Below are 16565 nucleotides of genomic sequence, written 5' to 3'. Positions count from 1 at the left end.
CGCGCAAGGCTTGTTTATACTGGTCATAGTTTGATGAACTTCGGCTTCTCTCTCCCTTCGCCAGCTATGCCCGAAACTGATTCTCCAAAACGCCAAGTCCGACAAGTCGCGGTTCTAATTGAAACCGAGGGGAGTTGGGAAGCTAGCGTCATTCGAGGGATAGCCGACTACGCACAAACCTACGGCCATTGGCACCTTCTCATCGATCCGCGTGATCACGAGCTACGTTCGAGTTTACCAGACAAGTGGTGTGGCGACGGCATCATTGCACGAATCAGCAATCGGTTGCAGCTTGAACACATTCGCCGTCGTGGACTTCCGACGATCAACATCGACACGCTTTACGAAGGTCAAGAAGGGATTCATGACGTCGTTACGGACGACGCCATTCGTGCCCAACTCGCACTGGAACATTTGCGAGACCGCGGGTTCGAGCGTTTCGCTTTCTTCGCTCCCCCAAGCCATGAGTACTCGACGAAGCGGGGCCGAGAGTTCATGTCTGCCGTCCGTGAAGCAGGCTTTCCCTGCGACGAGTACAAGCCTGGCTATCGAGTGGGTCGCAAAATTGGTTGGGACGAGCAGCAACGACGCGTCAGTAGCTGGTTAGACTCGCTTGAGTTTCCGATTGGAATTCTCACCGTTGATGCCCACCGGGGACGGCAGTTAGCTGAGATCTGCCACCTTCGCGAAATACGCGTCCCCGACGAGATCGCCATCCTAGCCGGCCACAACGATGAATTGATGTGCGACGTTTCCACCCCGCCGCTTTCCAGCATTGCCATTGCCGGACAGCGCATCGGGTACGAAGCGATGGCCCTCTTAGATCGGCTGAGCCAGGGAGAGCAAGTTTCTGAGGAGCCTCGGCTGATTCCTCCCAAGGGCGTCACCAGCCGCCAATCGACGGACATCCTCGCCATCGACGACGAGACGGTTGTCCGTGCCCTGCGTTTCATCCGGGCTCATGCCTTTCAGGACATCGTCGTGAAAGACATCCTGCGCGAAATCCCTGTATCACGCCGCTGCCTTGAGATTCAATTTCGCAACTATCTAGGCCGATCTCCCGCCGAGGAAATTCGCCGCGTTCGTCTCGAAAAAGGCCGCGAATTGCTGTCGCAAACGACTATGTCAATTAGCGAGATCGCCACCGCCTGCGGCTTTGCCAACGCTACGCGTTTTGGGGTTGCCTTCCGAAAGCGTGAAGGGAAGACGCCATTGGCTTACCGCAAGCAGACTTTTGCTGGCTGAGAACGAAACAAGCGTCGCTTGGATGCGCTTTCCCGATAAAAAACTGCGCACAATTTTCGCGCGATTCTCTTGGGACTGTGTAGGATAGAGATAGAAGTAGATGCCGCATGGCGTGCAATTGTGCAGTACTGCACAAAGAAAGTCCTGATGGTACGGCTTTCCTTTTCTACGAGCGCTATCCGTAATGTAATCAGAGGGGAACAAGGATCATGAAATTAAGAAATGCTGCCCTGCTATGCCTATCCGCATTAGTCGTGATGGGATCAGTTCCGATGGCTATGGCTGATACGAATATCCTTACGGAAAACTTCAATGGCTACGCCAATCAAAGTGCGTTTGAAGCAGTGTGGCGTCCGAAGGACGGATCGGGAAAAAATACGATCGCTACTCAGGGCTTGTTGATTCCAGATCCGGGTCTCGCCATTGACCCTCCCAATGACAATCCACCAGGCATTGATGGCAAAGCGGTAAATATTCTGGATAACATCAACGAGTACGACCCTGACGATGACTTCCTAACGCCTTCGTTCGAAGTAGTTCCCAGCAGCACCCAAGCAGTACGCCTCTCGGGGGATATGTTTGACGATACCGCCGGCAATAAGCGAGCGTCGATTGGTTTGCGTAGCATCTACGACCGAAACTTGTTTACGCCGACAACAAGTAACATTATTGAATTGGGCCATTGGAATGCAGCGACGACAGACCCCACCGATGGTACGGAAATTACTGACGTAACCGGTTTCGCTTATCGCGTTATTCTATTTGATGGAACGACTATCGGTGCTCCTCTAATCCAATCGCCTAATTGGCAGTTTTTCCCACTCGACCCGGTCTTAGATACCGTCGATTCTTCTGCAGAGCCCAATCCAGACGGATTAGTAACACCTGTCGACATCGGCGTTGGTTGGCATCGTTATTCGGCAACAATTACCGAAACGACTGTAACCTTGGAACTCGACTTATACCGGGATGGCCTAAAGAATAGCGAGGCTACCGAAGGTGTGGGTACGCCGGGCGTTGACTCATCGGTGACTTGGACCATTTCGCCGCAAGATGGCAATGCCGCCGACGCATTCGATTACGACCCATTCAATAGCTTGCGGATAGGCGGTCCCTCGGGAGTGACGGGCAACAATGAGTCTGTCGTCGACAACATTAGCCTCGACCTGATTGACCTCGTTGTCGGCGGGACTGACAACGCTGACTTTGATGGTAGCAACTTGGTTGATGGTGATGACTTTCTCACCCTACAGCAAAACTTTGGCACGTTAGACCCGCTCTTTGTCGATGGCGATGCCAACAGCGATGGGGCGATCAATAGCGACGACGTAGGTATTTTCCAAACCCAGTACGGCACCAACCCGAACTCTCTTGCCAGCGTCGGAGCCGTGCCGGAACCAACCTCGGCAGTTCTTGGGATGTTGATCGCCACGATCGGGTTAGCTTTAAGACGACGTTCTTAAGTTTCCTTTCAACGAGTTCATTTTCTTCAGCCGTATCACGCCCGGGGCAGCGCGTGATACGGCCTTTTCATATCTGCAACCACTCAGGCGAGCCCCGCTGCTCGCAGAGATCCGTTATCCGAGAATACGCCCATGCGAGTTTTCCTCATTCCAGTTGCCTTACTTCTGCTCGCGCTTGGCGATGTTGGCAGGGTCCATGGCCAAGGGGAGTTCAATGCACTGCCCACAATCAACGTGACCGGCTCAGGGAACGTCCCCACGGAGAGCGACTACGTCCCTAGTGTCATCCAATGCGAAAACGGTCTGGCCAGCTTCGAGGCACTCAAGGCACAAGCCGTTGCGGCTCGAACCTACGCTTACTTTCAGATCGATAATAAAGGTTTCATCAACGATGGAACCATCGATCAAGTCTACAGCTGCGCAGGCAGCCCAGGCTCGATTCACCATCAGGCGGCGCAAGCAACCGAGGGGGAGATCCTCTGGGTTCGTGATAACGACAATAACGGAACCCCGAGAGACGTACTCGTCGCCGCGTTCTACGTTGCGGGAGCGATTCCCAGTGGCCCGTTCAACGTGAATAATCCTGGCGTGATCGTCGATCCAGGCGATTCCGACCCGACCAGCACTGAGCAATGGGTTACCTACACCTACGACAGTGGCGACCATGCAGGATTCAACATGGGGACGCCCTTGGGATTCCAAGGCACGGTCTCCAACCCCAACTGGCCCAACCGAGGAGCCAAGAGCCAAAACGGTGCGGACTATCTTTCTGACAACAGCGTCTCTTACCTCGATATCCTCAAATACTACTACGGAGCGGACATTCAGCTTCGCACAGCCACGACCGCCGGCACGGGTGTGCAGTATGGATTGAAGACTTTGATTGACTTCGACGATTACAGCGGTCTAACCGACGGCAACATTTCAGGCCATGAGGGCACTTTTCATCGCTCACCAACCTTCTCCGGTTCAACATCTGCCAACGTTGCAGGATCCACTGCGGCACGTTCGAGCGCGGAAGCGTTTAGTGGGACTCATTCACAACTGTTAGACATTACTTACGATGAATCCTCTGGTACTGACTTCCTGCTCCGCCACATTTCGGGAGCCCGCTACGATGACGACAACAGCGTGAGTAATCGAGCGGCTCAGCGAATCTCCAATGTCCAGGTCGAGTCCATTGGTTCGATCGGCTTCTGGTTGAAAACCGACGACCCGGGTCTGACGGTATCGCTGGCGATAGACGATCCTAATTCGGCAAACGATATCAGTTCGACGGAGAGAGGTGAGTTCCGCTCAGTCATTGCCGACAACCAGTGGCACAAGTACGAATGGTTTCTTGAAGAAGAGAGCGAGTGGAACGCTTGGGTCGGTGGCTCGGATGGCGAGATTGACGCGACGCATATTACCATCGATTCGATTCAACTGATCGGCTCCAGTGATGCTCAGGTTTATCTCGACGATGTGTTCTGGGACCCGCAAGCAGTTTTCACTCCGCCAATACCGGGCGACTTCAACGGTGACGGCACGGTCAACGGTTCAGACCTTGTTTTTTGGGAAAGTGGCTATGGCCAATTGACCGGGGCGACCGTGAGCGACGGGGATGCCAACGCCGACGGCACGGTTGATGGGGACGATTTCCTCATTTGGCAGCAGAACTTGGGGATGTCCAACTCATTGGCAGCAGCCAGTGCGGTACCCGAGCCGCGTGCGTTCCTACTTCTCATCTTCTCCTGCTCCATAGCTTTCCTCGCTCGCGAACGGTGTGCACACCAAGCTACGCTGTCGGCATAACCGAGCCCCTCACTGCGCTTCGGCGAGATAAGTTTGCGCTTATTTTGCTTGGCTTCTTTCGACAGGATTCGTAACATGGGATTAGTGAAAGAGCAGACAAACTGCGCTTTTGCTTTCCCGTTTTGTTGAGGCAATACAGCTTTCCGCTAGTTGCCGCTCTTCCTCTGGAGACACCTATGAGCCTCTCCCGCAGTCAACACGTGTCATCGCGCTCAAAATCGCCAGGTAATAGAACTCAATTCGGCTTCACGCTTGTTGAGCTTTTGGTCGTGATCGCCATTATTGGCGTGCTCGTCGGCCTGCTTCTGCCAGCGGTGCAAGCAGCCCGTGAAACGGCCCGTCGGTTAAGCTGCACGAACAACCTCAAGAACATCGGGCTGTCGTGTCTCAACTATGAATCTTCCCGCGGTGAATTGCCACCATCCTCATTAAATGCACTGAAGAGTCAGCGTAGTGGGTTCGGTTGGCCTGTGCTTATTCTCCCCTACTTAGAGCAAGGCGCTATCAGCCAGCAAGCCTTGGCAATTTATGACCAACAACTAGCACAGAATGGTGATCCGGACGCCTATAGCTCGGACATGGATGAATTGAATAAGCTCTTGCCGCCAATGAATCTTTGCCCTAGTGATCCTGCACTCGCAGAACAAAGAGAGAAATTCGGCAATGCGGACCGCAAGGGGATGAGTTATGCGGGCGTGGCAGGCTCCTATTTTGCCCGCACGGGTGTTTGTCCCGCAGATCGAGACAACGAGCACTACTGCGTCTCCGCAAATGTGAATGATCTCTTCGGCCCCAACAACTACGATGGATTGATTGTCCAAGGCGATGGCGTGGAACTTCGCGAAGCAACCGATGGACTGAGCAATACCTTGCTTATCGGTGAGCGTACCTACCAAATTCGTGCTTGGATGATTGGTGCCTACTGGACCGGCAGCACCTTGCCAAGGCAACAACGCGGACAGCCTGCCGTGAAACCCCAGGGCCCACAGCCATCGACAGCCCACTTCGCAAGTAAAAACATTACGGACCTTTATCCACTGAACCACGATCCGCTAACTGGCGCTTACAAACTTCACGACAACAACGCTGGGGATCGTCCTGACATCGCACCAGGAACGCCGAAGGTAATTTCGGTGAACGATCTTCCCTTTGCCAGTCGTCACCCCGGTGGTGTCAACTTCTCTCGTGGTGATGCCAGCGTCTCTTTTCTTTCGGACTCGATGGACCTCAACACATTGCTAGCCTTGGGCTCACGTAACGGTGGTGAAGTCGTCAATGAGTAGAAGTTTGCACTCCACTGGTCTCGTCTGCATCGCCTGTTGTTGCTTGATTGTTGCCAACATCACCGGCTGTAGCGAAACCGTCGAGACCACCACGGTCACGGGGATGGTATCCTACAAAGAGCGACCCGTTTCAGGAGGAGCGATTAGCTTCTTACCTCGCACAGGAGGCCGTCCTCTCAACGGCATTCTTTCCGATGGAGGGAAGTACGAGATTCAGTTACCGGCAGGTGATTACTCGGTCGTGATTCAGCCTGACTCGAACCTACCTGAGGGCTTTAAAGAGGGCGACCCGATGCCGCCGCCCGACCCAAACGCGGTTCCTGCGAGGTATCAGCACCCCAAGAGATCAGGATTGAAGGCGACCGTCGGTAATCAGACAGAACCGATGGAAGCCAATTTCGATCTGAAATAGCGAATTATGCGCAGAAACGACACTATTCTGCGCTGATTTTATTGGCAATCCTGTTGCCAGTTTTTAGCATAATAATAGTGAAGCGGAGGGATCTCGCTTCCGTTTTAAAGAGTTTGCATTAGGGTCCCGTTTTCACTCAACAGCAGCCCGTTGGCTGCCTGCTTTTCACCATTGATACGGAGGGTAAGTTCTCATGAAGAAGATACTAAGTTTAACGGCCGCTTGTGCGGTCCTTCTAGCCGGAGGTGTTGCTCAAGCCGCCTTCACCGCAGCGGTCGATCTTGATCCAGCCGGAGGCACAACTCCTGGCTCTCTCAATCCGAATTTCAGTTTCGGCGGCGACACAACAACCGCTTCCGAAAGCATTCCTAGTGCCGCTGTGGGCCTTCCTGATCACGATAGTTTGTTCGGTGGCGACGGCGCTACTGCCGGTGACACCTACGTCATGTCTTACACACCTGGCGTTGATGCTGACAACTTCTTCCCAGCGGCTGGATCCCTACTCGGCTCGACGACGGGCTTTGGCACGGAAACCGCGAGCGGGCAAGTCGGTGGTGGCTCAGGCCTCTACAATGTTTATGTCACGTTTCCCGCATCAACGAACGTGAACCCAGCCGGCTCGAATTTTACGGTCACCAACGATGGTGCAGATCTAGTTGTTCTTGCCGTGGATCAGAACAATGGCGGCACCGGAGCTGACCTTGATCCCGGCCCAGCTTTCGTCGGTGGAGCAAACAATTCTTGGTTCAAACTTGGCACGGTACCACTGACATCTGGGACGACGTACACAGTCTCTATGTCAGCTAACGCCAATACCTTCGTTTCCCAACGTCTCGCAGGCGTCATGTGGGAGTTGGCGATTCCTGAGCCAACCTCATTGATGCTTTTAGGCTTCGCCGGTTGTGCTCTGATTACCACACGCCGACGTACAGCTTAGTGACATTTCGTTTCGCGACGAATTGAGCGATACCTCCAAGACCCCTCGGGTAGTTGCAAATCCCCACGGTTTGCAATACCCGGGGGGCTTTTTTATTTGGAAGTTTTTATGTTTGGAAAACGAACGTCGATGAAGTCTCGACAACTTCTCAGCGAACAGCGTCAGCGATAGACTGAGGGCACGACAACGGCGCGAACTTACATTAGTGTTCTTACGAATAATAAAGAGAATCGATGAGCAGCGAACTTCGCCGATTAATTATCCTCACGGAGGGCTACTCCGAGCCCGTCACCGCCAAGACGGCCGTCTGCATGCTGCGTTACTGCGCGGACGAAGTCGTCGCCTTGCTCGATTCGACGCAGGCGAGCAAAACAACTGCTGAAGTCCTCGAAGTCGGTGGAGAGACGCCCTTCGTCTCCGGCTTAGCAGAAGCGCCTGAGGCAACCGCGTTGATGATTGGCATCGCTCCTCCCGGCGGGAAGTTGCCGGAAGCCTGGAGGAAGATCGTCCTTGAAGCGCTCGCCAAAGGCATGGATGTCATCTCTGGCCTGCATCATTTTCTTTCCGAAGACAAAGAATTCCTGGCGGCGGCACAGCAAAGCGGCGCGAGTCTTGTCGACGTTCGCAAGAACGACGAGCATGAGGTCGCCAATTGGTCCGAGGTCAACGAGGATTGCCTTCGCATCAACACCGTGGGCCAAGACTGCTCGATCGGTAAGATGGTGGTCTCGCTGGAACTGACGAACGCAATGAAACGTCAGGGGGTCGACGCAAAATTCGTTGCCACCGGTCAGACAGGCATCTTGGTTGAAGGCGAAGGCTGTCCCATCGACACGGTGGTCTCCGATTTTCTCAGCGGTGCGGTCGAGAAACTCATCCTTGCCAACCAGCATCACGAAGTGATGTTTGTCGAAGGGCAGGGAAGTATCGCGCACCCGCGGTACTCAGCCGTCACTCTGGGCCTGCTCCACGGCTGTCGCCCCCACGGCATGATCCTTTGCTACGAAGTCGGCCGGACGGTCGTGAGCCACATGGAGCAAGTCCCATTGCAGCCGCTGGCTAAGCTACGCGACACCTACGAAATGATCGCCAACCTCATGCATCCCTCGCAGGTGATTGGCGTCGCGATGAATAGCCGCATGGTTTCTGCCGAGGAAGCGGAGGCAGAGCGCGAGCGAGTCCGCAATGAGCTGGGCTTGCCCGTCTGCGATGTCATTCGCCACGGTCCTGATGAGTTAGTCGAAGCCGTGCAAAAACTGAGGGCCCAGTTGCAGCCTCAGTTAGCAACCACGTAGTCAAACTCCTAAGCACAACAGCAGCGGCATCAGCCAGTCATGCCCCTCAAGCTCCTAACGCACACCTTCGAGCTGCCACTCAAACACGCGTTTACAATCTCTCGCGAAACAACCGAGGTGCAGCCAACGCTCATTGTCGAGCTCTCCGACGGCACGCACTCGGGATTTGGTGAAGCGACCACCAATACCTACTACGACATGACGCTCCAGCGCATGCAGGACGCGCTTCAGTCTGTAAAGAGCCTTGTCGAATCGATTGACGAGCTATCTCCCGAGAGCCTGTGGACCGTCGCTTCGAAGGAATTGCAAGATTGTCCTTTCGCATTGTGTGCGCTCGACCAAGCGGCTTACGACCTGTGGGGTAAACAGCAGGGCCAGCCTGTCTATCAACTGTGGGGACTCTCGACTGAGGAGATTCCCCAATCGAACTTCACGATCGGCATCGACTCCGTCGAAGTCATGGTCGCAAAGCTCAAGGAAGTGCCCGACTGGCCGATCTACAAGATTAAACTCGGGACCGATTACGACTTAGACATCGTCAAAGAGCTACGAAAGCATACCGAGGCAACCTTCCGAGTCGATGCCAACTGCGGTTGGAAGGCAGAGCAGGCCATCGAGTACTCCCACGAATTGGCCGAGCTCGGCGTCGAGTTCATTGAGCAACCCTTGCCGCGCGAAGATCGCGAAGGCATGCGCAAAGTCTATCAGGAATCGGCATTGCCATTGGTGGCCGACGAGAGCTGCATTACCGAGGAAGATGTCGCCGCCTGCGAAGGCAGCTTTCACGCGATCAATATTAAGCTCGTCAAGTGCGGCGGATTGACGCCTGCACGGCGAATGATCCGCGAGGCGCGCGAACTCGGCATGAAGGTCATGGTCGGGTGCATGACCGAATCGACCGTGGGCATCTCAGCGATAGCCCAACTATTGCCCCTACTGGATTACGTAGACATGGATGGTGCCGCTTTGCTTGCCAAGGATATCGCCAGCGGCGTTGTCGTTGAGAGAGGCACCTGCCTCTATCCCGACCTGCCCGGCAACGGGGTGGCTTTGCTTTCCTAAAATTTCGAGAACTACGATGAAAATATCTCTATCTGCGAACCGTTTCGTCGCCAGCGTTTCCTTTGCCGTTTTACTGTATGTCGCTGCAAGCGTGTGCCATGCGAAGCATCACGAAGACTCCATCGTACTTTCCAAAGCTTTGGCGGAAAAAGTTCAGCCGCTGATCGATGCCCATGACGGAGACGTCGGCGTCATGATCAAGGACTTAAAGTCAGGGGCCACTTTTCAGCATCAGGCTGAGAAGCCAATGCCCACGGCTAGCCTCATTAAATTCCCGTTGATGATCGCTGCCTACAAGGCGATCGAAGAGGGCGAACTCGATCTCGAAAAACGTGTCACCATGAAGGAAGAAGATAAGGTCCCCGGTTCGGGCATCCTCACTGAGCACTTTGAGGGGGGCACCGAGCTTTCCCTGAATAATGTGATTCATTTGATGATGTCGCATTCCGACAACACCGCGACCAACTTGGTAATCGATCAAGTCGGCCTGCCAGCGACCGCGAAACTGATGGAGTCGCTGGACTGCCCAAACACAAAACTCCATTCCAAGGTCTACCGGCGTGACAGCTCGATTTTCCCTGAGCGTAGCAACAAGTTTGGCTTGGGGAGCACAACGGCAGCAGAAATGATCAAGCTGCTGGAAACGCTCCACGAGAAGAAGCTCGTCAGCGAGAAGGCCAGCGAGCAGATGATTGAGCAAATGTCCAACGACGTCTATCCGGAGAAATTCCCCAAGTTGCTTCCCCCGGAAGCAAAAGTCATGCACAAGACCGGGTCGGTCAACAGCTCACGCACCGACGCGGGGATCATCGTCGGCCCACATGGCCCGATGCTGCTTTGCGTGCTTACTAACAAGAACGAGGACAAGAGTTGGGGACCCGATAACGCTGGCGATATGCTCTGCTCTTATATTGCGAAGGAGGTTTACGACCTCTTCAACCAAGGAAAAGAAGTCAAAGACTCCGGCGATCCGATTCTTCGGATTGGGGCCAACGGTCTGTTAGTCGAGTCTTTGCAGCGGACCCTCAACTCGAAACTCCCTGCTAATCAGTCAATCGGCGTCGACGGCGACTTCGGGCCCGCAACCCAACAGGCGGTCATTCGATTCCAGGAGGCCAACAACCTGAGCGAAAAGGGAGTCGTCGGTCCTGAAACTTGGAAGGCACTCGGAACGCTGGTCGAAGAGAATGACCCAGGTGCTCCGGAAGTCATCAACGCCCAAAAGATTGAAAAGCAGCCCGCCGACGACCTGAAAGGCCCTCCTTTCGTAACCGCCAAGGCCTGGGCCATCGGCGATGGAAAGACGGGCGAGTTACTTTGGGGACATCAAGCCGAGAAGCCGTTGGACATGGCCAGCACAACGAAGATCATGACCGGTTACGTTGTCACTAGCTTCATCGACAAAAACCCTGATGCCTTGAATGAGATAGTCACTTTCTCGAAGCGCGCTGACGAAACGAGCGGTTCTTCCGCAAGAGTTCGCCAAGGAGAAAAGTTGAGCGTTGACGAACTCCTTTACGGACTCCTACTTCCTTCAGGAAATGATGCTTCGGTAGCGCTGGCCGAACACTTTGGCAGCCGGGTCAGCCCGGACGGCGAAACGAGCAACGATCCGCTCGATCAATTCATTGCCGCCATGAATCAGACCGCTAAAGAACTGGGCATGACCAACTCGCAGTTCAAAAACACGCATGGCTTAACCGCCGCGGGGCATCATACCTCGACGGTCGACCTGCTAAAACTCGCGAGCAGTGCCATGCGGCAACCTTTGTTTAAAAAGTATGTGGGAACCGTGCAACATGGCTGCACGGTCGTTGGACCGGGCGGCTATAAGCGAAACTTGAAGTGGAACAACACGAACCGCTTGCTCAAGATCGAGGGCTTTGGCGGCGTAAAGACGGGGACGACCTCCGCAGCTGGCTCCTGCCTGGTTTCCGAACAAACCCAAGACGGGAAGTCACTGATGGTCGTCGTTCTCGGTTCCACTTCGACGGACGCCCGTTACACGGACTCGAAGAACCTTTATCGCTGGGCACGGAAACAACTTGCCAGTAAGCAACCTTGAGAGCGATTCGACTCTCTTTTTCAACAACGGGCTTTTTCAACAACGCGACTGATCGACTCTCATGGATTCGCATCCCTACGGTTGGCTAAGCCTCCTTCCTCCGATCGTTGCCATCATTCTGGCAATCGTGACACGGAAGGCGGCGATTTCCTTGTTTGCCGGGGTTTTCTGCGGCGCTCTGCTGACCACTGGCGGCAACTTGGTTGCCGCAGTTCAAGATACGTGCGAAGTCCACATGTGGCCAACCTTTGTCAGCGAAGGTCGGCTGCGGGTTTTCAGCTTTACCTTACTCATGGGAGCGATGATCGGGGTGATTTGCCGTAGTGGCGGCATGCAAGGTTTTATCCACCTGATCTCGCCGCTGGCGAAAACGCGTCGAGGAGGGCAACTGACAACTTGGTTGTTAGGGATGCTGATCTTCTTTGACGACTACGCGAATACGATCCTCCTGGGAGGAACTCTCCGTCCGCTTTGCGATCGCCTGAAAATTTCGCGTGAGAAACTTGCTTACCTGGTGGATTCAACCGCCGCTCCGGTAGCTGGACTCTCCCTGCTTTCGACTTGGGTAGCCATTGAAATCCAGTACGTCAACGAGGGGATCGAAACCATCAGCGGCGAGAATACCTGGACCGCGATCGACCTGTTTCTAGGAAGTATTCCCTATCGCTTCTACGTGCTGATGTCCTTGGTGCTTGTGCCTCTGATCGCGCTCACCGGGCGAGATTTTGGTCCTATGCTGCGTGCGGAGCGACGTCGTCTAAATCAAGACTCCGTTGAAGAGCCCGACAATCCGGATGGAGCCAGCGAAGAGATCGCTCTCGACGACCTGCCCGCAAACGTCCCCGCTCGTTGGTACAACGCGGTGCTGCCAATCGTCGTTACACTGAGTGTTGTCGTCTGGCTGATGTATTCCACAGGCTGGCATAATTTGGCGGAAGAGAATGGCCTCGAAACAGCCAAGCTAAGAGATATCCTCGGCGCGGCCAGCTCGAGCATGAGTTTGCAATACGGGGCGCTGGTCGGCCTTGTGTGTGCAGGTGTTCTGGCTCTCGGCCAACGCTTGATGAACTGGAGACAATTGGTTCAAGCCGCGGGCAAAGGTGCCATGGTTGTCCTTCCCGCGATTGCCATCCTGTGGTGTGCGTCGGCACTCTCCCAACTTACGGGAAGCAAATCCGTCGAGGGGCAACTCTCAGAGACTCCCTACGAATTCAAAGACCACCGTCTTTACACGGGTGATTTTCTCGCGAAGAAGATTCTCGGTACTACGGAACAAGTTGAAGAAGGAACGGCCGACTCCACTTCAACAACACTCAAGTTACTACCAACGATCGTCTTTCTACTGGCAGCGGCGTTATCCTTCGCTACGGGAACTAGCTACGGCACGATGGGGCTATTGCTGCCGATGGTCATATCGCTCACGCACGCGCTCCTGATTGCTGGTGGAGGTGAAGCAGCGGCAACAAACCCAATCTTGCTTGCCTCGGTGGGGGGTGTCCTCGCGGGCGCCATTTTTGGTGACCACTGTTCACCCATCTCCGATACGACGATTCTGTCCTCGCAAGCTTGCGCCTGCGATCACGTGGCTCACGTCGTCACTCAAATGCCTTACGCAATCGTCGTCGGTACGGTCAGCGTTTTATTGGGCACATTGCCGCTAGGATGGGGCGTCTCCGTCTGGATGCTGCTGCCGGTGCAGGCGGCTGCGTTGGTGGCGTTTGTCTTTCTCGTTGGGAAACGGGCGGAGGAGAATGTCGCCGCCGAAGCAGCACAGTAGTTCATCTTTTCCAGTGCCTACTAAGTTCTGGTATTCACATTTTGTTAGCCCCGGGATTTATCCCGGGGTATCTGAGTCTGCCATACCATCGGTCGAGCAGCACGGCCATCCAAGCGGCCGAACTAAAACGAGACCGAAATCAACGGCGGCTTATTTCGACCGCGGCAATGCTCCGCTGACAAAAAAATCGTCTGACGCGGTCGACTACCCCAATACTGTCATAGCCCCCGGGATAAATCCCGGGGCTAGTAATGGTTTCAGCCTTGCTACTAGCTAAAGCTTCTAACTACTCGTTCGAGTAGTCTTTCCAGGCTAGACTCAGAGGATTACTGACGACTCATCGCGACCCATACCCGACTTTCCCCGGGATGCGCGGATCGTGCACGCCGATGAAGTTGCCCTCGTCGTCGAGACCAATCGCTTGTGTAATGCCATTGGCGGTGAGAACTTTCATCTCATGTCCCATTGCTTTCAATCCGGCAACGATCTCTGGCTCCAAGGTCGATTCGATCTGCACTAGGTCTGGTCGCCATTGGTGATGGAACCTCGGCGCAGCAACTGCGTCGGACAGGTCTTGCTCTAGATCCAGTGTGCGGATCGTTGTGTTGAGCACTTGGGTGATGATCTTCGGACCGCCCGCGGCACCAAGTGTCATCACGGGTTCCCCTTGTTTGTCCAGAACGATGGTCGGACTCATGCTCGATAGGGGACGCTTCCCAGCAGCAACCGCGTTGTTCTCGGCGCCGATCAAACCAAATGCGTTGGCAACGCCCGGTGCGCTGGAGAAGTCGTCCATCTCATTGTTCAGTACGATCCCCGTACCGGGTACGATCACCTTCGATCCGAACGAGGTATTGATGGTCGCGGTGATTGCTACCCAGTAGCCTTCACTATCCGCAGCAGCAATGTGCGTGGTGTGTCGCTCGAAGACGGAGGCCTTTGCGTCGGGCGGATTGCCATGCTGAGGAACTTCGCTAGCCTTCGTTGGGTCGATCTTCGCAGCCAGTTCTTTCGCATACGACTTCTCAACCAGACCTCGTGGAACTTTGGCGTAGTCGGGATCACCGAGCCAGTATGCACGATCGGCGAATGCCAGTTTCATGGCCTCAACAACTAGATGGGTTCCTCGTACCGGATCCTTCTCAAACTCCGCCTTCAAGTCGTAGTGCTCAAGTATGTTTAGAATCTGAGCGACGTGAACTCCGCCGGAGCTGGGTGGCGGGAAGCCGACGATCTGCCAATCGCGGTAAGTGGTGACGATCGGTTCGCGCTCGACCGTTTTGTAGCCAGCGAAATCGGCGGCTGTCAAAATCCCGTCGTTCTCGGCCATCCAATCTCCGACAGCCTTGGCGAATTCGCCCTCGTAGAACCAAGCCGGGCCGTGTTCGGCAATCTGTCGATAGGAGTTGGCGAGGTCAGTTTGCCGGAGCGTCTCCCCGCTCCGAAAAGGACTGCCATCGGGCTTCAGCAACACTTCGGCACTGCCTGAAAACATCGCCAGTTCGGAAGCCTTACTCGCAAGCTTGCCGGCGTAGACGCGATCAATGGGAAAGCCTTCCTCAGCAATATTAGCTGCCGGCAGCAGCAAGCTCGCCAAGGACTGTGTGCCGCATTGATTGATCGCTCGTTCATAGGCGGCCAGTGCGCCTGGGACACCGACGGCGAGCGGCCCTCGCACGCTAAGTTGCGTATCGACTTTACCATCGACGAGGTACATGTCTCTGGTCGCAGCGGCAGGGGCCATTTCACGCCCGTCGATTGCCAGGAGCGTGCCATCAGGTTTGCGGATGAGAATGAAGCAGCCCCCTCCTAGACCTGAGTTGGGCGTATCCACAACGCCCAGCGTCAGTGCCGTGGCGATTGCCGCGTCAACGGCATTGCCGCCTCTCTCAAACGCCGCGACTCCAGCCTGGGTAGCCAGCGGCTGAACGGACGCGACGACGCAACGTTCGCTCTCGGCTAAACTTGGTTGGGAGACAAGAACGACAATCGCTAGGCAGAGTGTTATTGACGAAAGGGTGCTGCGCATCTCGTAGACTCACTTGCGTAAAACAGTGAAACAAATTCGTGGCTTACTCACGCGACAACTTCGGTGCGTTTGCAATAGACTATCGGTGACGCCAAATTTCAAGCAATCAATGGCATAAGGGTGAAGAATGTCTCTCTACGATAAAGTCTGCTGCACGGTCTTGGTCTGTTTCTTACTAATCGGAATCGATTCCCAAACGATTGCGAAGGAGGCGAATTCAACCTCGCAACCGGCGATGATCTGGCCTAGGAAGATTCGCCCGGGCGATACGATCATGTTCGTTGCCTCAGCGAGTCCGCTGAGTCGCGACTCGATCATGGTAACGAAGGGGCGACTCGAGAAACGTGGCTACAAGGTAAAGCTCGACGAAGCGATGTTTAGCGAATACGGATTCCTGGCCGGTACTGACGAGCGACGTGCGGAAGAGCTCATGCGTGCTTTCCAAGACAAGGAAGTCGACGCCATCTTCTCCGGACGCGGCGGCTACGGCGTGATGCGCATCCTCGATTCACTCGATTACGACGTGATCCGCGAGAATCCCAAGGTGCTCACCGGCTACAGCGACATTACCGCCTTGCATTTGGCCATCAATAAGAAAGCGGGCCTCGTCACGTTTCACTCGCCCAATGGCGTCTGGGGAGACGACGATGAACCGAACTTGCCAGCATTCGCCGAAGAATACTTTTACAAAGCACTCCAACAGTCAGAAGGCGATGACCAGGGATACGTCATCAAGCCTTCGCAAGAGGTCCCACAACCTGAAGGAATCGGCAAAGGAAAAGCGAGGGGCCGACTCACCGGAGGCAACCTTTCGTTGGTTGTGTCCCTCATGGGAACCCCTTACGAGATTGACACTGCAGGCGCCATTCTAATGATCGAGGACACACGCGAGGCTCCCTATCGAGTGGATCGGATGCTGTGCCAACTGAAACTGGCCGGCAAGCTTGATACCCTGAAAGGTGCGGTGCTCGGTCAGTTCACTGAGAATTACGATCGCGAGAAAGATCAGATGACCGAGGATGAAAGATTCTCGGTCACCGGTGTTCTCAGGCAATACTTCGAACCGTTGGACATTCCCGTTCTGATCAACTACCCAATTGGCCACCATCCGGCGAATGCTGCCGTTCCGATGGGTGGGATGGTTGAAGTCGACGCTGATGCGGCAACGCTGAGAATCCTACCGCCAACGGCTAAGCCGTAGCT

At 54.8% G+C, this 16565-nt stretch carries 12 protein-coding genes; 11 read left to right on the top strand and 1 reads right to left on the bottom strand.

Going from position 1 to position 16565, the window contains the following annotated elements:
• The first annotated feature begins 66 nt into the window (after positions 1-66).
• From RIB44_18875 to RIB44_18830, 10 genes are all read left to right on the top strand, one after another.
• Positions 67-1245, top strand: a complete 1179-nt coding sequence (locus RIB44_18875) for a substrate-binding domain-containing protein (protein MEQ8618643.1) — start codon at positions 67-69, stop codon at positions 1243-1245.
• 209 nt (positions 1246-1454) lie between these two features.
• On the top strand, positions 1455-2708 hold the full coding sequence (locus RIB44_18870; protein MEQ8618642.1) for a hypothetical protein: 1254 nt from the start codon (positions 1455-1457) through the stop codon (positions 2706-2708).
• Positions 2709-2840: 132 nt separating this feature from the next.
• Entirely contained in the window at positions 2841-4502 is a 1662-nt protein-coding gene (locus RIB44_18865; protein MEQ8618641.1) for a SpoIID/LytB domain-containing protein, read from the top strand.
• 176 nt (positions 4503-4678) lie between these two features.
• The gene (locus RIB44_18860; protein MEQ8618640.1) at positions 4679-5785 is read left to right on the top strand and encodes a DUF1559 domain-containing protein; all 1107 of its coding nucleotides are present in this window, start codon (positions 4679-4681) and stop codon (positions 5783-5785) included.
• Positions 5778-6197 carry a hypothetical protein gene (locus RIB44_18855; protein MEQ8618639.1) on the top strand — a complete coding sequence of 140 codons (420 nt, stop codon included), beginning with the start codon at positions 5778-5780 and terminating at the stop codon, positions 6195-6197. The genes RIB44_18860 and RIB44_18855 overlap by 8 nt, the downstream gene beginning before the upstream one ends.
• 193 nt (positions 6198-6390) lie before the next feature.
• The gene (locus RIB44_18850) at positions 6391-7134 is read left to right on the top strand and encodes a PEP-CTERM sorting domain-containing protein (protein MEQ8618638.1); all 744 of its coding nucleotides are present in this window, start codon (positions 6391-6393) and stop codon (positions 7132-7134) included.
• 233 nt (positions 7135-7367) lie between these two features.
• Positions 7368-8429: a DUF1611 domain-containing protein gene (locus tag RIB44_18845; protein MEQ8618637.1), complete on the top strand. Its 1062-nt coding sequence runs from the start codon at positions 7368-7370 to the stop codon at positions 8427-8429.
• A gap of 39 nt (positions 8430-8468) precedes the next feature.
• A complete protein-coding gene (locus tag RIB44_18840) occupies positions 8469-9491 on the top strand; it encodes a dipeptide epimerase (protein MEQ8618636.1) in 1023 nt (340 codons plus the stop codon).
• Positions 9492-9507: 16 nt separating this feature from the next.
• Positions 9508-11556 carry a serine hydrolase gene (locus RIB44_18835; GenBank protein MEQ8618635.1) on the top strand — a complete coding sequence of 683 codons (2049 nt, stop codon included), beginning with the start codon at positions 9508-9510 and terminating at the stop codon, positions 11554-11556.
• Between the two features lie 61 nt (positions 11557-11617).
• A complete protein-coding gene (locus RIB44_18830) occupies positions 11618-13333 on the top strand; it encodes a Na+/H+ antiporter NhaC family protein (GenBank protein MEQ8618634.1) in 1716 nt (571 codons plus the stop codon).
• Between the two features lie 337 nt (positions 13334-13670).
• Here RIB44_18830 and ggt read toward each other — a convergent pair whose 3' ends face one another.
• Entirely contained in the window at positions 13671-15362 is a 1692-nt protein-coding gene (ggt, locus tag RIB44_18825; GenBank protein ID MEQ8618633.1) for a gamma-glutamyltransferase, read from the bottom strand.
• 127 nt (positions 15363-15489) lie between these two features.
• Here ggt and RIB44_18820 point away from each other — a divergent pair, with 127 nt between their 5' ends.
• Entirely contained in the window at positions 15490-16563 is a 1074-nt protein-coding gene (locus RIB44_18820; GenBank protein ID MEQ8618632.1) for an LD-carboxypeptidase, read from the top strand.
• Positions 16564-16565 lie beyond the last annotated feature (2 nt).

The sequence above is a fragment of the Lacipirellulaceae bacterium genome (genome assembly GCA_040218535.1).
Classification (GTDB): domain Bacteria; phylum Planctomycetota; class Planctomycetia; order Pirellulales; family Lacipirellulaceae; genus Adhaeretor.
Note: the sequence above shows the minus strand (reverse complement) of the source record. Positions and strands in the feature narration are given on the sequence as shown.